Origin of the sequence: Coprococcus sp. RTP21281st1_F1_RTP21281_210402 (assembly GCF_040915325.1) — a bacterium.
Classification (GTDB): Bacteria; Bacillota; Clostridia; order Lachnospirales; family Lachnospiraceae; genus Coprococcus; species Coprococcus aceti.
In genome coordinates, this window is the sequence record NZ_JBCPDQ010000005.1 from 134,265 (window position 1) to 157,625 (window position 23,361).

Consider the following 23,361-nt stretch of genomic DNA (forward strand, 5'->3'; position numbering starts at 1 on the left):
GGTTATGAAAGCTATGAAGGGTAAAGCAGATCCTGGATCTGTCAACAAGATGCTTAGGGAGATGCTATAAATATGGAAGAAAACAGAAGAGTTAGAAAGAGGGACAGATACAAACGTCTCATAACAGTGGGTGAGGCCTGTGTACTCATCGCTGTGGAGCTGGTGCTGTTTGGACTCATGTGGTACCGGGACTATGAGGTAACGCTTACGCTTCCGTTCTGGAGAAGAGGAAACTGGGCAGTTATCGGAATGTATGGAATAATCATCATACTTTTCACCAAGCTTTATGGTGGTTACAGAGTCGGATTCTTCAGACTGCTTGATATAGTTTACTCACAGCTGCTGGCTCTCGTGTGTGCCAATGTAGTTGGTTACCTGCAGCTCTGTATAATCTGTCGTGACTATGTAAATCCGGTACCATTGTTAAAGGTAACCGGGCTTGAAACGATAGTGATATTGATTTGGATATTTGCGTGTAGATTTTTGTATGCGAAGATGTATCCGCCAAGGCATCTGCTGCTGGTATATGGATATAAGACTCCGATAGAGTTCATAGACAAGATCAATGCCCGTAAGGACAAGTATGTAATAGAAGACAGAATACATGTCAGCGAGGGCGAGCAGGCGATCAAGGAGAAGATACTCCAGTACGATGGAGTAATCATTTGCGAGACAAAGGCTTATATAAGAAATGAGCTTGTGAAGTATTGTTTTGAACACTCCATCAGATCGTATGTTGTGCCAAAGCTTTCCGACATAATCATATTAGGAGCTGAGCCTATTCATTTGTTCGATACGCCTATCCTCTTATCACGAAATCAGGGACTTACCGGTGACGATATGATCATTAAGAGGATCATGGATGTTATATGTGGATTTATACTGCTTGTCATAGCTTCACCATTTATGCTCATATCAGCACTTGCGATATGGCTGTATGACAGAGGACCGATATTCTACAAGCAGGACAGATTGACACTGAATGGCAAGGTGTTCAAGATCATCAAGTTCAGAAGTATGAAGATGGACTCCGAGGCAGGTGGAGCACAGCTTGCAAAGAAGGATGATGACAGAATAACCCCTGTGGGAAAATGGCTCAGAAAGCTGCATCTTGATGAACTGCCACAGCTTTTCAACGTACTCAAGGGTGATATGTCACTTGTCGGACCGAGACCTGAGAGACCGGAGATCGCCGAGCTTTATAAAAAGACATTCCCTGAGTTTGACTACAGACTCAAGATGAAGGCCGGACTTACGGGATATGCACAGGTTTACGGCAAATACAACACAACCCCTAGAGATAAGGTTAAGCTGGATCTTACCTATTATGAGCAGTATTCAATATGGCTTGATCTCAAGCTGATGCTCCTGACGGTAAAGATCATGTTCCAGAAGGAGACATCAGAGGGAATCGCATCAAATATGACCACGGCACTCAGGGATGGCGAGAAGGTACAGATACCTTCACCTGTAAATGTGAAGCCGGAAGGGCTTGATGAGTCTGAGGATGCATTCTATGACCTCGGAAAGACTGTGCAGAAAACAGATAAATAATAAGCGATATATATCGATGTAGGTGTGTGTGATGACTGGAGAAAAAGTATCGGTGATAATTCCGGCGTATAACAGCAGCAGAACCATTTATTCTGCGGTGGATTCAGTTATGAAGCAGGGGATTCCTGTGGAGGTCATAATAGTTGATGACTGTTCGACGGATGATCTGACAGGAGCACTTGATGGATACGCGGAAGATGACCGTGTGAATATCATCAGAAATGAAAAAAATATGGGAGTTGCAGCTTCGCGTAACCGCGGGGTTGCGGCTGCAACTTGCAGATACGTTGCATTTATAGATTCGGATGATCAGTGGCAGCCTGATAAACTGGCTAAACAGTTGAAGCTTATGGAGCAGACAGGTGCGGTTCTGTGTTCTACGGCCAGGGAGCTTGTGAACGAAGACGGATCCAGAACGGGAAAAGTGATCGGAGTTCCTGAAAAGGTCACCTATAAGATGCTGCTCAGAGGAAATGTGATCAATTGTTCATCGGTTGTGATGGACAGACAGGTTGCACTCAGATATCCGATGGGCAACGACGATATCCATGAGGATTATATTTGCTGGTTGCAGATACTGAAGGAATACGGAAGCTCGGTTGCGATAAATGAGCCGTTGCTATTATACAGGCAGATGAGAAACAGTAAGTCTGGTTCAAAACTGTCGTCTGCAAAAAAGACATTTGCCGTATACAGAAAAGTTGGATATGGAGTTATAAGAAGCTGCTTTTACTTCATGTGTTATGCGGTAAATGGTGTTGTAAAATATCTGTTCTGATAGGAATAAATTATATGGCGGAGAAAAGAAATGACGGATGGCAATAAGAAGAGAGGCCCGGGAAGGCCGACGGAAAAGAGAAAAGATACGATCCTGAGACTTAGGATAGATACAGATACTCATCGGAAGCTCAGTGAATGTGCGGCGGTGCGACAGGTATCTATGTCAGAGCTTGTCAGGGAAGCGATAGATGAGATATTCCGAAGAGAAAAAGAAAAACAGCAGAAGAATGAGGCAGAATAAAAATAACAGGTCGATGGCATATACCATCGACCTGTTATTTTGTTATATATTCATGGATTAAAGTGTGTAGCCGTTCTTTTTGAGGAGCTCTCTGGCTGAGTCTATAGAATCATTTCCTGTAGCATTCTTTATAGGAGCAAATTCCTTCTCTCTGTCGACCTCAAATGGAAGACATGTTCCCATATAAGCGATCATATCGAGAGCCAGTGTCTCAAATTTGTAGCCGTTTGGCTCTGATGGCTTGACGATCTCTCCATCCTCACCGACATAAGGGATAGCCTTCTTGACGATGTGGAGAGGCATACTTTCATTCATGATCTTCATCAGTCTGTCAACCGGGAAGATATAGTTTAATGTAACTCCATAGTTGTAAGCGTAATCGCCGTTGGCATCGCGCTCATCACGCATGGCATCTGTGAGTTCATAATACTCGACGATATATGGCTTTCCGTGGTTAGTACACAGGACGCCAACCTTCTCGTCAGGGTATGCTTTTTTGACAACCTTTCCGCCGGAGAGGAAGCCCTCTGTGAGAACTGCTCCGAGGAATACTGGGTCTGCAATTCTCTGAAGTACATTGTCAACTGAGAATACATTTATATACTTGATTCCGTATTTCGTGAGCTTGTCGAGGTGGCCGGCCTTGCAGAGGGATGAGAACCATCCACCGTTGCCGTTAGGAGACATGGCAACCTTTCCCTTCTCCTCGAGATATATCTTGCCGTTGAAGTCCACTGAAGGAACCATTTCCTGTTTAAAGAAATGAACATATTCAGGATTGTAACCGAAGTAGTCATGCTCTTTGAAGAATGATGTTGTGTCATCGTGGTTCTTCTCATTGGTCATGATGAAGAAATGGATCCAGGTATCTGCCATCTTCACAATATCGAGGGTGTGCTCGATGAGAAGCTGGAATATAAACATATCCTTGGTGACACCGACGTTGAAGGTTCCCTTAGGACCGGAGAATCCAAGACGGGTGCCCTGACCACCTGCCAGGAGGACCAGTGCCAGATCGCCAGCTTTGATGGCTTCAAGGCCTGCGTTCTTGTATATATCATATTTTTCTGCAATGCTGTCCATCTGGAGAGCTGCAACGGGAGCGATATCAGAATCACTTCCTGATGAATTGTGTCCGATCATATCGATAAGTGAGAAATCAATTTCACTGATCTGGTTCAGGAGTGCTGCCTGTTCAGCCTCGCTGAGAGTATCATAATACTTTAATAAGTGTAGCTGTCCTTTTTCTTCGAGAAGCTTGTAAGCGTTTTCGTAATTCATAAAAATCTCCTTAATAAATGTGTAGTTTGTATTTATTTTCTCTATCCGTGTATAATCCCTAAATTAATGATATTTCTTCTTGATCTCAATAGTGTCTGTGAATACCTTCCAAATGTCCTTGATCTTGATCCTTCTTCCATCTGATGCATCGTCCCTGCTGTAATTCAGGACGATAGGAGCTTCGGATATCGAATATCCCTGTCTGTGTGCAGCCACAAGGATTTCAATATCAAAAGCATAGCCCGATATGGAAAGGTTCTCGGCAATCGGCTTTATGACTTCTGCTTTGAAAAGCTTTATACCGGTCTGGGTGTCATGGATACCAAGATGAAACAGCATTTTGAGCATAATATAATAGCTGTAGCTCATGACTCTTCTAATAGGAGGATAATCAAGCTTGGATTCAGGGTGAAGCTTTGATCCTATGACTATGTCAGAACCGGTGTCCCTCATCTGCTTCATAAATGGCTTGAGAAGAGATGGACTCAGTTCAAGGTCTGAATCAAGGAATGCTATATATTTGCCGGAAGCTTTGGCAATTCCGGTTGTGATAGCATGTCCCTTTCCCTGATTGACATCATATCCTGTATCTACAATATGAGAATCCATTTCGGCTGCCTCGGCAATAAGTTTGCCTGTGGAGTCCTTGCTGCCGTCATTCACAGCGATTATCTCATAACGATGAAGAAAACGGCTGAGTATTCGGCTAGTCTCAAGAAGATTATCTTTGATGTGCTGTTCTTCATTGTAGGCGGGCATAACCACCGACAAAGTAATATTGTTATTATCCATTTCTTGCTCCTTAAAAAATAAGCATTGATATTTAGACATTATTAATACGAGTATACTTTTTTATACATCATGTGTCAAATAAAATAGTGTTAATATGAAGGTGTTTATACTAATTAAGATATAATACATGTTGTAAAAGGAAAAAATATAATGTATTATAGAGCGAGGTAACGACATTTTTAGATATTTGAAAAAGGAGTTCCAATGGATAATAAGAAGAAAAATGGAATGAGATCCAGGTACGATGAGGACATGGATTGGCTGGATGACGATGATGATTATCTTGATGATGGTGGATTGATAGGATCATTGTTGTTCGGGGATAAAAAGAAGAAAGAAAAAAGGCGTGATCCTGAGCCGGAGAGAAAGGCTGATAAGAGACCGGAAAAGAAGCCGGAGAAGAAGACTCAGAAGAATATTTCCAGACCTGTGAAGCCGGAAGAGAATTATGACGAGTATTATCACGAGGACAGCAGGGCAAGAAGAGTGAAGAGTGAGGCCCGGGCAAAGCAGAGACAGACCGGACAGCCTGTAGCAGACAGAGCTGTGGACAGAGGTCCGGTGAAGAGGACACAGGGCACTGTACCGAGGACACAGAGCAATCAGAGTACCGTGCAGAGACCTTCAAAAGCTGCCCAGAGACCACGCAGGAGTATACAGAGCACAGGAAGCTCATCTGTGGACAATCTGCTCAGAGAAGTTGACAATATTGAGACAGATGTGCAGACAAGACATGAGGAGCTTAGACGTGAGGCGTGGGAACGCACCCAGAGAAATGTTGCAAAGGCAAAGGCTGAGGTTGAGAGGCTGGAGCTCGAGAGAGAGCAGAATGCCCGCGAAGAGGCAAGAAAGCTTAAGGTTCAGCAGGAGCTTGAGCGCCGCCAGCAGATGAAAGAAGCTGAGAAAAAGGAAGAGCCTGTTGAGGAAGATAACAAGATCACTGAGCCGCAGGAGAGTGATGCGGAAGTTGTAGAAACTGCCACACAGCCAGTAGAAGAGCATGAACAGAAGACTGAGCCGGCAGATATTCTGGAGAAGAATACGGAGCCTGTCCTTGACGATGAGGTCGAGGAAGCTGCAGAGGCAGAGCCTGTGGAAGAGGCTTCGACAGTATCATCCCGAAGAACAGATGACATGCTGGACATGGATGAGCTTGAGCGTATGGAGAAGGATATTGATGAGGATAAGCTCAGTTATTCGGAATCAGATACGGCTGATCTGGGACTTGGAGACATAGGCAAAGCATTGGGCTTCGATGAAGTGGAGCTTGAGGATGATGAGGAAGAGCCTGAGGAGGACGAGGAGTCAGACAGCGAAAAGTTCTTCAGGGAGAACCTTCTCGATGAGGCTGATCCAAAGGTTGTCAATCCGGAGAGAAAGAAGCTTAACATCAGTACAAGAGTGTGGGCGATAGCGTTCTTTGTCCTGCTTGCACTGTTTATACTCATATGTATAATATATGTCAAGAATTATGCCAGAATGAAGTACAATGAGATGGATATCAATGAGATAAGTGCAGATCAGATACTTGTCAATGACGGTGTCAAGGATGCGACCAAGGGATATCGTGCCATTGCACTCTACGGAGTGGATTCCAGAGATTCGAATATGAATTCAGGAACTAACAGTGACAGTATAATGATAGTGAGCATCAATGAGAGCACCAAGGAGATCAAGCTTGTATCTGTATACAGAGATACTCTGATGGAGATAGCAAGCGGTTCTATGGATACCACACAGAAGGTGAATTACGCATACCAGCTCGGCGGTGCGGTTACAGCCATCAACACACTGAATACCAATCTCGACCTGAATATCACAGATTATGTGGCAGTTGATTTCAGTGCAATGGCAAGTATAATCGATGCTGTTGGAGGCGTTGATGTCAAGGTCATTGATGAAGAGGTGAACAACTTCAATAAGAACCTTGCAGAGCAGATAAGCCTGTCAGGCAAATATTCATCAGGAATAACTGAGGCAGGAGAGTATACTCTTGATGGACAGCAGGCAGTTGCATATTCAAGAATACGATCCACTGGCCAGGGAGATATAACAAGAACCGAGAGACAGAGAATAGTCCTCATGAAGGTTATAGACAAGCTGCTCAGCGCAGACACAGGTTCACTTGATTCATTTGTTGATGTTTCATTTAAATGTATATCAACAAGTCTTAACAAGGACGATATACATGCTCTTGTCAAGAATGTGGCTGGATATAAGGTTGTAGATACCGCAGGATTCCCATTTGCATATGAGGCAAAGGAACTCTCGGACAAGGGTAACTGCCTTGTGGCTGCTGATATGGCATCCAATGTGGAGGCATTACATGAATATCTGTATGGTGCTGACAAATACGTCATATCAGGCACAGTAAAGCAGATAAGCAGCAATATAGAGAGCATATCAGGTGTTAAGTCACAGAAGGTCAAGGTGACGACGGAGGCTCCGGGTGATGGAATATCAGATGGAAGCGACGAGGATGGAGATCTTAGGACGATAACAACTCCTCCAAAGGGAATGATCGTCGAGGAATAAAAAACTAAACATAATAATTAAGCAGGGAAGCTTCAGATATGGGGCTTCCTTTTTTTATGCATCGGAGACATTGAGATATGAGACATCCGATGCTTAAAGAAAGACTACAATATAAAGAATTGTATATACATTACAGAGCATTGTTTTTTAATCGAAAACTGTCAGATAATTTATTGAAAAAAGTTGTTTACAAACAGTGTAAATGGTAGTAATATATCAAAAACGATAAATGACTTGAGAAAAATACAAAAATAACAATATTTACTTGAGAAACAAAAGTTAAAATCAAAATATCGTTGTGAATGACAAAAACATGGAAAGGACGGAACAGGACATGATTGAGAATAAGAGAGCGGAGAATACCGGATTATACGACCCAAGCTTTGAGCACGATAACTGTGGTATCGGTGCCGTTGTCAATATCAAGGGTATAAAGACACATGACACAGTGAACAATGCACTCAAGATTGTTGAGAATCTTGAGCACAGAGCAGGAAAGGACGCAGAGGGCAAGACCGGAGACGGTGTAGGTATACTCCTTCAGATATCACATAAGTTCTTCACCAAGGCTTTAGCAGAGCTTGGATATGACCTTGGAAAGGAAGGCGATTATGGAATAGGAATGTTCTTCTTTCCACAGAAGGAGCTGGCGCGCAAGCAGGCTATGAAAATGTTTGAGGTCATAGTGGAGAAGGAAGGACTGGAGTTCATTTGCTGGAGAGAGGTTCCTACAACACCTGGAATCCTTGGCAAGAAGGCAATAGATGTCATGCCATGCATCATGCAGGCATTCATCAGAAGACCTGAGACAGTGAAGGCCGGTATGGACTTCGACAGAAAGCTCTACTTCGTCAGACGAATATTTGAGGAGAGCAATGATGATACGTATGTTCCATCACTTTCCAGCAAGACTATAGTATATAAAGGAATGTTCCTTGTCGGTGAACTCAGAAAGTTCTACAACGACCTTCAGGATCCAGACTATGAGTCAGCTATAGGACTTGTTCATTCAAGATTTTCAACGAATACAACACCATCATGGCTCAGAGCTCATCCATACAGATATCTGTGCCACAATGGTGAGATCAATACAATAAGAGGAAATGAGGACAAGATGATCGCCCGTGAGGAGACTATGGAGTCGACCATCATGCAGGATGAGATGTACAAGGTTATGCCTGTTCTTGATCCGGATGGATCGGATTCAGCAAGACTTGACAATTGTCTTGAGTTCCTCGTACTGAATGGAATACCGCTTCCTATGGCTGTCATGATCACGATCCCTGAACCATGGGAGAACGACAGAGCCATGAGTCAGGAGAAGAAGGATTTCTATCAGTATTATGCAACCATGATGGAGCCTTGGGATGGTCCTGCTTCTATATTATTTACAGACGGTGAGCTCATGGGAGCAGTCCTTGACAGAAATGGACTTAGACCATCGAGATACTATATCACAGATGATGATTACCTTGTACTTTCGTCTGAGGTCGGAGTCCTGGACGTTGATCCATCCAAGATCGTGAAGAAAGACCGACTCAGACCTGGCAAGATGCTTCTGGTAGATACAGTGAACGGACGTCTTATCTCAGATGAGGAGATCAAGGAGAAATACGCGCTTGCAAAGCCTTACGGAGAGTGGGTAGACAGCAATCTTGTACATCTCGCTGATCTGAAGATCCCGAATATCAGAGTTCAGGAGTACACAGATGAGGAGAGAGCAAGACTTCAGAAGGCATTTGGATATACCTATGAAGACTTCAAGAACACAATATATCCAATGGCAGAGAAAGGTGCAGAGGCTATCAGCGCCATGGGTACTGACACGCCGTTGGCAGTTCTGTCAAATAGTCACAAGCCACTGTTCAATTTCTTCAAGCAGTTATTTGCACAGGTTACAAATCCTCCAATCGATGCGATCAGAGAGGAAGTTGTCACATCCACATCGGTATACCTCGGAAAGGATGGTAATATCCTTGAGGAGAAGCCGGAGAACTGTCATGTGCTGAAGATCAACCATCCAATACTGACAAATACGGATCTTTTGAAGATCAAGAATATGAATGTACCGGGACTTAAGGTTGCGACACTTCCGATTCTTTATTATAAGAACACATCCATGGAGAAGGCTCTCGACAGACTGTTTATCGAGGCCGACAAGCTCTACAGGGACGGTGTAAATATCCTCATCCTTTCAGACAGAGGTGTGGATGAAAACCATGTTGCAATACCATCACTCCTTGCAGTATCAGCTATGCAGAAGCACCTGGTAAGAACCAAGAAGAGAACAGCGGTTGCGATCATCCTTGAGAGTGCAGATCCAAGAAATGTTCATCACTTTGCAACACTTCTCGGATACGGTGCATGTGCAGTCAACCCTTATCTTGCAATAGAGACGATCAAGCAGATGGTTGATTCGCATCTGCTGAACAAGGATTTTAATGCGGCTGTAGATGATTACAACAGTGCAATATGTCATGGAATAGTAAAGATCGCATCCAAGATGGGAGTCTCAACGATCCAGTCATACATGGGTTCACAGATATTTGAGTGTATCGGACTCTCAAAGGATGTTGTGGACAGATATTTTACAAATACAGTAAGCCGTGTTGGCGGTTCTGGTATAAAGGAGCTTGAGAAGACAGTTGATGATCTTCACTCATCAGCATTTGATCCGCTTGGACTTAACACGAACCTTGCCCTTACAAGCATCGGTGCACACAAGTTCAGAAGCGGCAAGGAGGAGCATCTGTACAATCCTGTCACGATACATCTTCTTCAGGAGGCAACAAGGCGCGGCGATTACAAGCTGTTCAAGCAGTACACAGCAGCGCTCCACGATGAGCAGAAGCCATTCCACCTTAGAGGTCTCATGGACTTCAAGTTTGCTGATAAGCCGGTTCCACTTGATGAGGTTGAACCAGCAAGTGAGATAGTCAAGAGATTCAAGACAGGTGCCATGAGCTACGGAAGTATATCACAGGAGGCACATGAGTGTATGGCCATCGCCATGAACGAGCTGGGCGGTAAGTCCAATTCAGGAGAGGGCGGTGAGTCGATAGAGAGACTTACGATCGGCAAGGATGGCAAGAATAGATGCTCAGCCATCAAGCAGGTAGCATCAGGAAGATTTGGCGTTACATCGAGATATCTTGTGAGTGCCAAGGAGATACAGATCAAGATGGCACAGGGAGCAAAGCCTGGAGAGGGCGGACATCTCCCTGGCGGAAAGGTATATCCATGGATCGCAAAGACAAGACTTTCGACACCGGGAGTAAGCCTTATCTCTCCACCACCACATCACGATATATATTCGATAGAGGACCTTGCACAGCTCATCTACGACTGCAAGAATGCAAACCGTGATGCGAGAATATCAGTAAAGCTTGTGTCTGAGGCTGGCGTTGGTACAGTAGCTGCCGGTGTTGCAAAGGCCGGAGCACAGGTCATCCTGATCTCAGGTTACGACGGAGGAACAGGTGCAGCACCTAACAACTCCATCCATTACGCAGGACTCCCTTGGGAGCTTGGACTTGCAGAGACACATCAGACACTTATCATGAATGATCTCAGAAATAAGGTCATCCTTGAGGCAGACGGTAAGCTGATGACAGGCCGTGACGTTGCGATAGCTGCAATGCTCGGAGCCGAGGAATTTGGATTTGCAACAGCACCGCTTGTAACAATGGGTTGTGTCATGATGAGGGTATGTAACCTTGACACATGTCCTGTCGGAATAGCAACTCAGAACCCAGAACTCAGAAAGAGATTCAGAGGTAAGCCTGAGTACGTGAAGAACTTCATGCTGTTCATAGCAGAGGAGCTTCGAGAGTACATGAGCAAGCTCGGCGTCAGAACAGTCGATGAGCTGGTTGGACGTTCAGATCTCCTCATGAGCAGCGACAGAGCAGATGAGAGAAATGTCATCCTTGATAAGATAATTAACAATCCTTATATAGATATGCCACAGAACAAGGTAAAGTATCACGAGAAGAATGTCTATGACTTCCAGCTTGAGAAGACAGTAGATATGAGAATTCTCATGAAGAAGCTTGGACCTGCACTTGAGAAGGGACAGAAGAAGAGCGTTGAGCTTGATGTGGTCAACACAGACAGATCTGTTGGAACGATATTCGGTTCAGAGATCACAAAGAAGTACGGCGAGTCACTTGATGAGGACACATACATCGTCAAATGCAACGGCGCCGGCGGACAGAGCTTTGGAGCATTTATTCCAAAGGGACTTACACTTGAGCTGGTGGGCGACAGCAACGATTACTTCGGCAAGGGTCTGTCAGGTGGTAAGCTGATAGTTTATCCGCCTCGTTCAGTTAAGTACAAGCATGAGGATAACATCATCATAGGAAACGTTGCACTGTACGGTGCCACAAGTGGTAAGGCATTCATCAACGGTGTTGCCGGCGAGAGATTTGCAGTTCGTAACTCTGGTGCCACGGCGGTCGTTGAGGGTGTTGGCGATCACGGATGTGAGTACATGACAGGTGGTAAAGTAGTAGTTCTTGGAACAACAGGCAAGAACTTTGCAGCCGGAATGAGCGGTGGTATCGCATATGTACTTGATATGGGCAACGATCTGTACAAGAGACTTAACAAAGAGATGATATCCATAGAGGCTGTGACAGACAAGTACGAGGTGAGCGAGCTGAAGCAGCTCATCATGGATCATGTAAATTATACAAATTCAGAGATAGGCAAGAGGATTCTTGAGGACTTTGAGGGATATCTTCCAAAGTTCAAGAAGATCATACCAAAGGATTACAAGAAGATGATGAATATGATAGTTGCATTTGAGGAGAAGGGCCTGAGCCGCGAGAAGGCAGCTATCGAAGCATTCTACAAGGTTAAGAACGGAGGTAAGTAGGAATGGGAAAACCAACTGGATTTTTAGAATATGAGAGAAAGACAAGCGCAGAGCTTGCTCCTAAGGACAGAATCAAGAATTTCAATGAATTCCACACTCCGCTTAGCCGTGATGAGCAGAGAAAGCAGGCTGCAAGATGTATGGACTGTGGCGTTCCATTCTGCCAGGCAGGTATGAACATATGCGGAATGACATCGGGCTGTCCGCTGAACAACCTGATCCCAGAGTGGAATGATATGCTCTATAACGACAATCTTGAGCAGGCATTTGCAAGACTCAGCAAGACCAACTGTTTCCCTGAGTTTACAAGCCGTGTGTGCCCGGCTCTCTGTGAGAAGGCATGTACCTGTAACTTAAACGGTGATCCAGTGTCGGTCCGTGAGAACGAGAGAGCCATCATAGAGTATGCATTTGCAAATGACCTTGTAAATGATAAACAGCCAAAGGTTCACTCAGGCAAGAAGGTGGCAGTCATAGGTTCAGGTCCTTCGGGACTGGCCGTGGCAGACCAGCTGATCGGCAGAGGCCACGACGTGACTGTGTATGAGAGAAGTGACAGACCGGGCGGACTTCTCATGTATGGTATCCCAAACATGAAGCTTGAGAAGCAGATCATAGACAGAAGAATAGATGTCATGAAGAAGAGAGGAATAAAGTTCGTACTGAACACAGAGGTTGCAACCGGAAAGGCATCTGCGAAGGCTGTGTGTCCGAAGGATGATCAGATGACAGGTTATCTTAAGAACAAGAACCTCAAGTATGTGAAGGCTGAGGATCTGCTCAAGGAATACGACGCAGTTGTGCTTGCCTGTGGTGCAGCCAATCCAAGAGATATAAAAGCACCTGGAAGGGATGCAAAGGGAATCTACTTCGCTGTTGATTTCCTCAAGACTACGATAATGAGCCTTGTAAATTCGGGCTTTGCTGACAAGCAGTTCGTGAACTGTAAAGGCAAGAATGTTCTCGTCATCGGTGGTGGTGATACAGGAAATGACTGTGTGGGAACAGCAGTCCGTGAGGGCGCTGTCAGCGTTACACAGCTTGAGATGATGCCAAAGGCACCTGATACAAGAACACCAGACAATCCATGGCCAGAATGGCCGAAGATCTGCAAGACAGACTACGGTCAGCAGGAGGCAATAGCAGTATACGGACATGATCCTAGAATATATGAGACTACAGTCAAGGAATTCATCAAGGACAAGGACGGAAATGTCAAGGCAGCCAAGTGTGTGAAGCTCGATTGGAAGAAGAATCCTGAGACAGGAAGAATGACTATGACAGAGATAGAGGGAAGCGAGTATATCGTTGACTGTGATGTGGTACTCATCGCAGCCGGATTCCTCGGATGTCAGACATATGTGGCAGAGAGCTTTGGTGTGGAACTCAACGAGAGAACAAATGTCAAGACTCCATGTCCAAACTCATATACAACAAATGTTCCAAAGGTATTCGTAGCCGGAGACATGCACAGAGGACAGTCACTGGTCGTATGGGCCATCCGCGAAGGCCGCGAGGCCGCCATGGCAGTAGAAGAGCTGCTGCTCGGATACACGAATCTACAGTAAAGGATAGACGTATTTGGTTCGTTCCTTGAGTGAATTATAAAAAATATCCCTAATACCACAGATATTGAGGTGTTAGGGATATTTTATCCTTTAAAGCAGGTGGTTTACCGGCAGGTACATAGGAAGTCCATCCTTGTACTGAAGGGAAACCTCGCCGATTATAAGAGGTCTGAGATATGCTTCCATCTCAGGTGTGACGTCATTCTTCTCAGGTGTGATCCACTCAAGCGGAATTGTCTTAGCCTGGTTGGCGATGAGAGATACATTCTCAGGTTCAATGATCCACTGGTATGGATCGTTAGAAACTCGCTTGATCGTGGACATAACAGCAGTCATTCCCTCGGCGGCGTATTTTACAGCAGCCTGGCCAAGTGCAAATGACTCGTTGATATCTGTCCTTGAGGAAATATGCGCTGCACATCTCTGGAGAACATTGAGCTCGATGGAACGAACCTTTATATCCATTCTGTTCTTAACAAGACTCTCGAGAGCCTTGCCGGTTCCGCTGAGCTGGGCATGTCCGAACTTGTCTGCCACAGCAGAAGATGCGCTGATGTAGTTGCCATCCTTATCATGTATACCCTCAGATACGGCCACGATGACACATCTTGAAGTCTTTAATACATTTTTGATGTCATCTATAAACTGATCCTCATCGAAGTCTACCTCAGGAAGATATATGAGATGAGGAGCAGGACTGTAGTCATTTCTTGCCAGACAGGATGCAGCGGTGAGCCAGCCTGCATCACGGCCCATGATCTCCACGATGACAACACTTGGTATCTGGTAGATGTAAGTGTCGTGGGCAATCTCCAACATGGTGGATGCAACATACTTGGCTGCAGAGCCAAATCCCGGAGTGTGGTCGGTATGGCACAGGTCATTGTCAATGGTCTTAGGGATGCCGACGATCTTCACATCCGATCCGATCTTATTTGCATATTTGCTGAGTTTATCCACTGTATCCATAGAGTCGTTGCCGCCGATATAGAAGAATGCGGCAACCTGATATTCCTCAAATCTGTCAAATATTATCTCATAAGGTTTTGAGTCAACCTCAAAATCAGGAAGCTTGTATCTGCATGAGCCAAGGTACATTGCAGGGGAGAGCTCCAGAGTATTTACCAGAGGAAATTTTGAGAGGGCCATGAGGGACAGATCTATGAAATTATTGTCCAGCACTCCCTGGATCCCGTGAATTGCACCATAAACTCTGGTGAATTTGTTGCTTTTCTTAACTCCGTCTATGACACCTGCCAGCGAAGCATTTATCGCTACGGTAGGACCTCCTGACTGAGCTACTATACAGTTATCTTTCATTTTGTAAATCTCCTTTGAAAGGTTTTATTTTATTCTGGACTGCGCAGGAGTATGGTTATCTTTTTGCGGCCATAAACCATAAGTGCGTCCTTGATTATATCTTTGTTGGCATCGGTTGTGTGTATCTCAACAGTGTCCAGAAGCTTTTCGACATATGAGCACCAGAGGTCATAGATGATCTTCTGGTTCTTCTCACTGACAGGCGGAAGTGCAGCCTTTGCCTTTTCCAGATCACAGTCAGCATCTGTCATGTAAATGAATGAATCAGGTGTGAGTGCTTCCTCACCGTATGCTGCGACAAATATCTCTTCTGTCCTGACAAATCCACAGTCATACATCTCAACTATGAGATCGTGGATACATTCATCGATATTATCGAAATAGTGGTAGTAACGGAGCAGATGAGCCTGATTCTCGTCCTCAATGTCATCACGGTTTATCCAGTACCCCTTGCTCTGGCTCTGTTCCTCCCTGATAGCCTCTTCCTGCATGAGATCGAGATCTCTCAGTGCCTCCTCGCGCTTATCGGCAAGCTTTCTTCTGACATACACCACAGTGATGACTATGAGTGCAAGCAGAAATACTCCGAGCAATACGCCGAATAACATTTGTAAGCTGGTTTTATCCATTTGGTGAACACCTGCCTTTCATGTTTGGAAATAATTATAAATTCCCATAAGTATCTACATTCTAACACAGGTAAGATTGGTATTTCAAGAAGGCATATAATGTCAATTATAGTGGTTAAAGTTCACGTGAAAAATTCTTGCAAGAGATGTAAAGGTAAGGTATAATGTGCTCATAGCTGAGATGTATTAAGTCTCTTGTGATTTTGAACCTACATTTGAATAAACGGGATTCCTATATCATTGTTATTGAAGTCAAGCCTCGTTATATAAGTTCTAGTGGAAGGCAGATATACAATTGCGGTTGCCCACCTAGCGCTGCTAGGACTCAAAAGCAAGGGCGCATTTCAGTTTATTACACAAGATGAAGAAGCAGCATGTATATGCTGCTTTTTCTCTGTATGTGGATATATTTGCGGAGAAATGGAGACAGGGGAATGCGAATAGATCAGAGGAAGAAATGGTATCAGAAGATCAAATACAATAAGAATTTTAAGATAGTGAGTTTCATAACTATAATTCTGGTATGTGTTGTCGGATATATGATGATAACAGGTAAAAACAGAGTAGGCGAAGAGACTGATGATAACAACGATGGCAATTCAGTGGAGACCATAGTTATAGAAGCTCCGGATGATCCGCTGGGAGATCTGAAGCAATATGTTGAAGCCGACACGGACAGTACAGAGATCGCGGAGTATGACTACACAATTCAGGGAGCAGGAACTGTGGCTTCAAAGAAGAAAGAGGATAAAGGAAGCAGCTCGTCCGGCACCGACAGAACCAGCGGGGGTAGCGGCTATGGCGGATCGTCAGTAGTTATATCCGGTATGGAGAACAGTGTCAGAGTCATCCTGACAAATGGCGGAGATTATTATCAGAGCTATGTGGAATTTACCTGCAGTACAGGATTTAACGTGACGAGCGATGGCAAGAAGAAAACCTACAAGGCGGATGAATTTGTATCACTTGGCAGCGACAACAAGGCCTCATCCATCATAGTTGAGCCTGAGAGTTCGGATGGAATGATAACAGTATCGAGTCTCAGCAAATCAAGCGGCACCCCGAGGTATCACGGAGCCCTTGAGATAACAAAGGATTCGTCGGGATACATGATCATCAATCAGGTAGATATAGAACAGTATCTGTATGGGGTAGTGTCAAGTGAGGTTTCATCGAGCTACAGCCCGGAGGCGCTCAAGGCTATGGCAATCTGCGCCAGAGGATTTACATATAGAAAGCTTGGAAGTAACTACAGGGGATACAATGCAGACCTTGATGACACAACATCGTGCCAGGTCTACAATAACTTCCCTGAGACGGGAAATTCCATAGATGCAGTCCAGTCCACATCCGGAATTGTACCTACATATAACGGAGAGATCATAAATGCTGTATATTTCTCAACATCGTGCGGAACGACTACCACGAGTGACCAGGTGTGGGGCGGAAGCATGCCATATACCTGTACACGTATTCAGAATACGGCGCTGGACATCCCATATTTCAGCGATGAAGCGGCATTCAGGGATTTCATGGATGGCAAGACGGACACAGATGTGGTTGAGAGAAATCTTCCTATGTACAGGTGGACGGTTACATACACAGAAGATGAGATGAGAAATGCGGTTGAGACCGGCCTTTCAAGATGCTCGGATGTGTCTGCGACATCGGTTGGCAAGATCAAGTCAATAATGGTGACGGGAAGAGATGACAGTGGACTTGTGAAGGAAGTTACGATAACAGGCGACAAGGGAAGCGTGGTAGTCAGCGGCCAGAGCAATATCCGAGTTCTGTTCGCCACGGATGGCAAGGCTATAACAGAGCAGGATGGATCAGAGCTCACGGGCTGGACAGGCGTTCCAAGTAATTTCTACTATGTAAAGAAGGATAATGACACAGGACTCTACACACTTAAGGGCGGCGGATACGGACATGGAGTCGGAATGAGTCAGAATGGTGCAAATGAACTGGCAAAGCTGGGATATACTGCAGCGCAGATAATAAGCCATTATTACAACGGAGCAGTTCTCAGTTCGGTTGAAAAGTAACGGAGAGAATCACTAATTATGAAGTTAAAGAAGCGCATAGTGCTCATATACCATAAAGTCAGATTGTTTATGGCAGAGATGAATAAGGATCAGGTGGCGGCATTTGCGGCACAGTCTGCTTTTTTCCTGCTGCTGTCACTGTTTCCACTGGCGATGACGCTGCTTACATTTGTCAAATATCTGCCATTCACAGAGACCCAGGTGTTGGATATAATAAAGGAACTGTTCCCGAAGGAGATCAATTCCAATTTTGAATTCATGTTTGCAGAGATTTTCAACAGCAAGAGCTCATTGCTTGCCACCACAGCAACCATATTGCTCACAGTGTGGTCGGCGTCAAAGGGAACAATGGCTATAGGCCGCGGACTCACTTTCATGGCAGGCAAGGAGGACAGCGTCAATTATTTCCTCAGAAGAGCGATACACACTCTGTATACATTGATATTCTGTGTGATGCTGGTGGCGGTTATGGTCATATATATCCTCGGCGATGTAGTTGTGTCAAAAATGCTGGTGCGGCTGGATTCGGTGGAGAGATTCCAACTGGTGGATACCGTTGCGAATATCCTGTCGATCGTCAAGATAGCATTTGCCCCTACGGTTTTGTTTGGGGTTATGATCGTGGCATACTGGGCATTGCCGGTTGAGCGGGTGAGGATCAAGACCGCTGTGCCGGGAGCTGCATTTACGACCATACTCTGGATGCTTTTGTCATTTGGCGTATCAAGCTATATCAATATAGTGGGAATCAACACATATATGTATGGAAGCCTTGCAAGTGTGATATTGCTTGCGCTGTGGCTTTACATGTGTATGTACGTCATGCTGATAGGCGCGGAGATCAACAAATTCATGGATAATGGAATCCGGGGAATAAGAAGGCGTGCGCACAAGGCCGGGCGTAAGAAGAGACGACTTGAGAGGAAGAAAAAGCGTGCGGAGAAGAGGCGGATGCGAAAAAATCGACATTTAAAGATGGACGAAGAAGTTGATGTAGAAGTAGATAAATGAAATAAAAGCCTCCTATTCTGGTGGAGTGGCAATTGATATTTTGGTAACTAAGGGGGCAGTCACAGCAAGTCTAGCAACAGGGTATACATTGTCTACGCTTCTTTCAGATATAATAAGTAACTATGGAAGTACTGATATTAGGTCTGCTGGTATTGAAAACTGGGGGTATAGATTTAAATATGTAACAAATAGCAGTAAAGATGGATTTGATATTTATTTACTTACGTATAATAGTAAAGGAAGACTTGCAGATACAAAGAAAATAAAGAGTGAAAGATATAAAGCGATTTTGATATAAAAAGGAGAAAATATATGAGAGAAAAAAAAGCTATACTTCTGTTAGTGCTTAGTGCATGTTTGTTTGCAATCGATTTTATCTTAAAAGGAGATTTTGGTAAGGTGATGTTTTATATAATCTTATTGATAGGCTGGATATTACTTTTGGCATCAATTGCTTTACAAATAAAGAAAAAGAAACGGGAAGATGATTAAATAGGAGTATGGTACTCGTAAGGTTTATTTTCACAATCAAGTTATATAATATTTCTGAAAATTGAATTGTTGTTGATCATGACAGTATGACAAAAAAGATGTTGACTAACACCCACATGTAGGTATATTATCTCTACAGGCAGTGACGATGCAAAAGATACGTATGTCACCATCAGAGAGACCGGGTCAGCGGCTGAAAGCCAGGTCAGGTAAGAGTGCGTATTTAATTTCACATCAGAGCCACCACGGCTGAAGGATTGAAGATATCTGTTTTATCAGATGACAGATGTTGGTCTGTGTAGGTTGTGGCGTGTGACGTGCGACAAACGTCTAATGAGAGTCAGACATGGACAAGATACATAGAGTGTCTGGAATCAGGGTGGTAACGCGGATATAATTCGTCCCTAGTATGTATAACATGCTAGGGACTTTTGCGTTTACAGGGTGACAAGCGGCTGCGATGCGCGGAGCAATCCCGGTAAACGCCAAAAAGAGGAATGAGCGCATAGCCCGATAGGGCGGAGCGCGAATTACTGTAGGAATTGCGGAAGCCGTAGGCGAGCAATTCCGTGACTTATATATGGAAGTAATTAATATAGGATCCACATTGAAATCCCTATAAATAGAAAAAGGAGAAACACGATGAGAGACAAGTTGGAAGCCATAAAGGCAGAGGCTCTTGCCAAGATCGAGAGCGCAGAGGTTGTATCGACACTTAACGATGTGAAGGTGGCGATACTCGGTAAGAAGGGAGAACTCACACAGGTTCTCAAAAGCATGAAGGATGTAGCACCGGAGGATAGACCAAAGGTAGGCCAGATGGTAAATGAGGCGCGTCAGGCCATCGAGACAGCCCTTGATGAGAAGACAAAGTCCATCAACAGGGCACTCCGTGCAGAGAAGATGAAGAGAGAGACCATAGATGTAACTCTTCCAGGAGTGAAGAAGCTTACAGGACACAGACATCCAAACCAGATAGCACTTGAAGATCTGGAGAGAGTATTCATCGGTATGGGTTACGAGATAGTTGAGGGACCAGAGGTAGAGTATGACAAGTACAACTTTGAGCTGCTGAACATTCCTGCAAATCACCCTGCAAAGGATGAGCAGGATACATTCTATGTTACAAAGGATATCCTCCTTCGTACACAGACATCACCTGTTCAGGCAAGAATCATGGAGAAGGGCAATCTTCCGATCAGAATCCTCTCACCTGGACGAGTATTCAGAGCTGATGAGGTAGATGCAACACATTCACCATCGTTCCATCAGGTAGAGGGACTTGTAATAGATAAGGGAATCACCATGGCTGACCTCAAGGGAACACTGGCGCAGTGGGCAAAGGAGTTCTTCGGTGAGAACACAAAGGTCAAGTTCAGACCTCACCACTTCCCATTCACAGAGCCTTCAGCAGAGTGTGATATCACATGCTTCAAGTGCGGCGGCAAGGGATGCCGAGTATGTAAGGGCAGCGGCTGGATAGAGATCCTTGGCTGTGGTATGGTTCATCCAAAGGTTCTCCGCGACTGTGGAATAGATCCTGAGGTATATTCAGGATTTGCATTTGGAATCGGACTTGAGAGAGTAACACTTCTCAAGTATGAGATAGATGACATGAGACTTCTCTACGAGAACGACATGAGATTCTTAGACCAGTTTTAAGTATGTGTCAAGTTTTCTGTGAAAACTTGACATGCAGCTCCAGCCATTTGCCGAAGGCAAATTTTGCATGGCTGGAGTTCAATGATAAATAGGAGGACAAATAGATGAATACACCAATTTCATGGATAAAGGCATATGTTCCTGATCTGGACGTGACAGCTCAGGAGTTTGTAGACGCCATGACTCTCTCAGGATCACATGTAGAGGGTTACGAACAGAAGGATAAGAATCTTGACAAGATTGTTGTCGGCAAGATTCTCACTATGGAGAAGCATCCGGATGCGGACAAGCTTGTAGTATGTCAGGTAGATGTTGGACAGGCGGAGCCTCTTCAGATCGTGACCGGAGCAAAGAATGTAAAGGTCAATGATCTCATCCCACTTGTACTTGACGGTGGTAAGGTTGCGGCAGCACACGGCGACAACAATGAGTACCCTGACGGAATCAAGATCAAGAAGGGTAAGCTCAGAGGAGTTGAGTCAAATGGTATGATGTGCGGTATAGAGGAGCTTGGTTCATCAAGAGACTTCTATCCGGAAGCACCGGAGGATGGCGTGTATGTATTCCCGGTGGAGTCAGGTGTGAAGCCGGGCGATGACGCTGTGAAGGCACTTGGACTTGACGATGTTGTTGTCGAATACGAGATCACATCCAACAGAGTTGATTGTTTCTCAATGATCGGTATGGCAAGAGAGGCAGCAGCTACATTTGACAAGTCATTTTACCCACCAGTGGTAACAAAGACAGGAAATGACGAGGACGTCAATGACTATATATCAGTAGAGGTAAAGGATCCTGACCTCTGCCCTAGATACACAGCAAGGGTTGTCAAGAACCTGAAGATCGGACCTTCACCAAAGTGGATGCAGCAGAGACTTGCTTCACAGGGAATCCGTTCGATCAACAACCTTGTAGATATAACAAACTACGTTATGGAAGAGTACGGACAGCCAATGCACGCATATGATCTCAGTACCATAGCTGGCAACAAGATCGTTGTCCGCCGTGCAAATGACGGAGATACATTTGTAACACTTGATGGACAGGAGAGAAAGCTCGACCATGACGTTCTGATGATCTGTGACGGTGAGAAGGAGATCGGTATCGCCGGAATCATGGGCGGCGAGAATTCCATGGTAACAGACAGTATCGATACACTGCTCTTTGAGGCAGCTTGCTTTGATGGAACAAATATCAGACTTTCATCCAGAAGGATCGGTCTTGCAACTGATGCGGCAGCCAAGTTCACAAAGGGACTTGATCCAAATCTTGCTATGGAGGCAATAGACAGAGCGTGTCAGCTCATCGAGGAGATGGGCGCAGGTGAGGTAGTCGGCGGAGCTGTCGATGTATATCCAAATCCTGTACAGGACAAGAAGCTCCCATTTGAGCCAGACAAGATGAATGCGCTTCTCGGAACAGATGTTGAGCCTGAGAAGATGCTGTACTACTTCGGCAGACTTGGACTCACATATGATGCAGAGACAAACACACTGGATGTGCCAAGCTTCAGACAGGATCTGAACTGCATGGCAGATCTGGCAGAGGAGGTTGCAAGATTCTACGGATACGACAACATTCCTGTATCACTTCCAAGAGGTGAGGCTACAGTTGGTAAGCTCCCATACGACCAGATGATCAATGCCATCGCAAGGGATGTCCTTGAGGCAAATGGTTTCTCTGGCGGTATGTGCTACTCATTCGAGAGCCCTAAGGTATTTGACAAGCTGCTTCTTCCTGCTGACAGCGAGTTTAGAAAGACCGTTACAATAGCAAATCCTCTCGGTGAGGACTTCAGTATCATGAGAACTGTATCACTGAACGGTGTTCTCACATCACTGGCAACAAATTATAATAGAAAGAACAAGATCGCAAGACTTTATGAGTTCGGAAATGTATACCTTCCAAAGTCACTTCCACTCACAGAGCTTCCAGAGGAGAGAATGAAGCTGACTATCGGTATGTATGGTCAGGGAGATTTCTTTGATCTCAAGGGAGTTCTCGAGGAGCTTACAGACAAGGTTGGTCTCAAGGGACAGGTGACATACGAGCCTGAGTCAGAGTACACATTCCTTCATCCGGGCCGTCAGGCAAAGCTCAAGAAGGGCAACCTGACAATTGGATTTATCGGACAGGTACATCCTGAGGTATGTGACAACTACAACCTTAAGGGTGAGGTATATGTGGCAGTCATCGATATGCCTACACTGGTTATGCTTTCAAACTTCGATACCAAGTACGAGGGAATCGCAAAGTTCCCTGGAAGTACAAGAGATCTGAGTCTTGTTGTGGACAAGGAAATATTTGTCGGACAGATAGAGGAAGTCATAAAGAAATGTGGCGGCAAGCTGCTTGAGAGCTACAAACTTTTTGATGTATACGAGGGTGAGCAGATCGCAAAGGGCAAGAAGTCAGTGGCTTACACAATGACATTCCGTGCTAAGGATAGAACACTTGAGACATCAGAGGTCGATGGAATCATTGCCAAGATCCTCAAGGAGCTCGGCAAGCTCGGAATCGAGATCAGAGCGTAATAGTTGATAACCACTGCCGGGAAGCCGCATGT

At 44.9% G+C, this 23,361-nt stretch carries 16 protein-coding genes; 12 read left to right on the forward strand and 4 right to left on the reverse strand.

Annotation, left to right across the window (positions count from 1 at the left end):
- The first annotated feature begins 72 nt into the window (after positions 1 to 72).
- From AB5150_RS08540 to AB5150_RS08550, 3 genes are read left to right on the forward strand one after another with little or no spacing between them, the layout of a single operon-like run.
- The gene (locus tag AB5150_RS08540; RefSeq protein ID WP_022217157.1) at positions 73 to 1,554 is read left to right on the forward strand and encodes a sugar transferase; all 1,482 of its coding nucleotides are present in this window, start codon (positions 73 to 75) and stop codon (positions 1,552 to 1,554) included.
- Positions 1,555 to 1,585: 31 nt separating this feature from the next.
- Entirely contained in the window at positions 1,586 to 2,332 is a 747-nt protein-coding gene (locus tag AB5150_RS08545; RefSeq protein ID WP_022217156.1) for a glycosyltransferase family 2 protein, read from the forward strand.
- 30 nt (positions 2,333 to 2,362) lie between these two features.
- Entirely contained in the window at positions 2,363 to 2,575 is a 213-nt protein-coding gene (locus tag AB5150_RS08550; protein WP_022217155.1) for a ribbon-helix-helix protein, CopG family, read from the forward strand.
- 57 nt (positions 2,576 to 2,632) lie between these two features.
- Here AB5150_RS08550 and AB5150_RS08555 read toward each other — a convergent pair whose 3' ends face one another.
- Both AB5150_RS08555 and AB5150_RS08560 read right to left on the reverse strand, forming a co-directional pair.
- Positions 2,633 to 3,856, reverse strand: a complete 1,224-nt coding sequence (locus tag AB5150_RS08555) for a UDPGP type 1 family protein (protein ID WP_015533225.1) — start codon at positions 3,854 to 3,856, stop codon at positions 2,633 to 2,635.
- Positions 3,857 to 3,919: 63 nt separating this feature from the next.
- Positions 3,920 to 4,648 carry a glycosyltransferase gene (locus AB5150_RS08560; RefSeq protein WP_368291690.1) on the reverse strand — a complete coding sequence of 243 codons (729 nt, stop codon included), beginning with the start codon at positions 4,646 to 4,648 and terminating at the stop codon, positions 3,920 to 3,922.
- A 204-nt stretch (positions 4,649 to 4,852) separates the two neighbouring features.
- Here AB5150_RS08560 and AB5150_RS08565 point away from each other — a divergent pair, with 204 nt between their 5' ends.
- The 3 genes from AB5150_RS08565 (at position 4,853) to AB5150_RS08575 (ending at position 13,633) form a co-directional block, all read left to right on the forward strand.
- A complete protein-coding gene (locus AB5150_RS08565) occupies positions 4,853 to 7,183 on the forward strand; it encodes an LCP family protein (protein WP_368291692.1) in 2,331 nt (776 codons plus the stop codon).
- Between the two features lie 334 nt (positions 7,184 to 7,517).
- Complete coding sequence (gene gltB, locus AB5150_RS08570) at positions 7,518 to 12,065, forward strand: glutamate synthase large subunit (protein WP_368291693.1); 4,548 nt, start codon at positions 7,518 to 7,520, stop codon at positions 12,063 to 12,065.
- 2 nt (positions 12,066 to 12,067) lie between these two features.
- Positions 12,068 to 13,633, forward strand: a complete 1,566-nt coding sequence (locus AB5150_RS08575; RefSeq protein ID WP_368291695.1) for a glutamate synthase subunit beta — start codon at positions 12,068 to 12,070, stop codon at positions 13,631 to 13,633.
- Positions 13,634 to 13,723: 90 nt separating this feature from the next.
- On the opposite strand, the gene AB5150_RS08580 is transcribed toward AB5150_RS08575, so the two are convergent.
- Both AB5150_RS08580 and AB5150_RS08585 read right to left on the reverse strand, forming a co-directional pair.
- A complete protein-coding gene (locus AB5150_RS08580; protein WP_238050484.1) occupies positions 13,724 to 14,953 on the reverse strand; it encodes a 6-phosphofructokinase in 1,230 nt (409 codons plus the stop codon).
- Between the two features lie 29 nt (positions 14,954 to 14,982).
- Entirely contained in the window at positions 14,983 to 15,582 is a 600-nt protein-coding gene (locus AB5150_RS08585; protein ID WP_022217149.1) for a hypothetical protein, read from the reverse strand.
- Between the two features lie 434 nt (positions 15,583 to 16,016).
- On the opposite strand from AB5150_RS08585, the gene AB5150_RS08590 reads away from it, so the two are divergent.
- The 6 genes from AB5150_RS08590 to pheT all read left to right on the forward strand — a co-directional run bounded on the left by AB5150_RS08590 (position 16,017) and on the right by pheT (position 23,329).
- A complete protein-coding gene (locus tag AB5150_RS08590) occupies positions 16,017 to 17,630 on the forward strand; it encodes a SpoIID/LytB domain-containing protein (RefSeq protein WP_022217148.1) in 1,614 nt (537 codons plus the stop codon).
- Between the two features lie 18 nt (positions 17,631 to 17,648).
- On the forward strand, positions 17,649 to 18,641 hold the full coding sequence (locus tag AB5150_RS08595; RefSeq protein WP_022217147.1) for a YihY/virulence factor BrkB family protein: 993 nt from the start codon (positions 17,649 to 17,651) through the stop codon (positions 18,639 to 18,641).
- A gap of 25 nt (positions 18,642 to 18,666) precedes the next feature.
- Positions 18,667 to 18,939 carry a hypothetical protein gene (locus AB5150_RS08600; RefSeq protein ID WP_156327918.1) on the forward strand — a complete coding sequence of 91 codons (273 nt, stop codon included), beginning with the start codon at positions 18,667 to 18,669 and terminating at the stop codon, positions 18,937 to 18,939.
- 14 nt (positions 18,940 to 18,953) lie between these two features.
- Complete coding sequence (locus AB5150_RS08605; RefSeq protein WP_015533216.1) at positions 18,954 to 19,133, forward strand: hypothetical protein; 180 nt, start codon at positions 18,954 to 18,956, stop codon at positions 19,131 to 19,133.
- A 642-nt stretch (positions 19,134 to 19,775) separates the two neighbouring features.
- On the forward strand, positions 19,776 to 20,795 hold the full coding sequence (pheS, locus tag AB5150_RS08610) for a phenylalanine--tRNA ligase subunit alpha (RefSeq protein ID WP_015533215.1): 1,020 nt from the start codon (positions 19,776 to 19,778) through the stop codon (positions 20,793 to 20,795).
- A gap of 104 nt (positions 20,796 to 20,899) precedes the next feature.
- Positions 20,900 to 23,329 (forward strand): phenylalanine--tRNA ligase subunit beta, encoded by a 2,430-nt coding sequence (gene pheT, locus AB5150_RS08615; RefSeq protein WP_055273583.1) that lies wholly within the window; start codon positions 20,900 to 20,902, stop codon positions 23,327 to 23,329.
- Positions 23,330 to 23,361 lie beyond the last annotated feature (32 nt).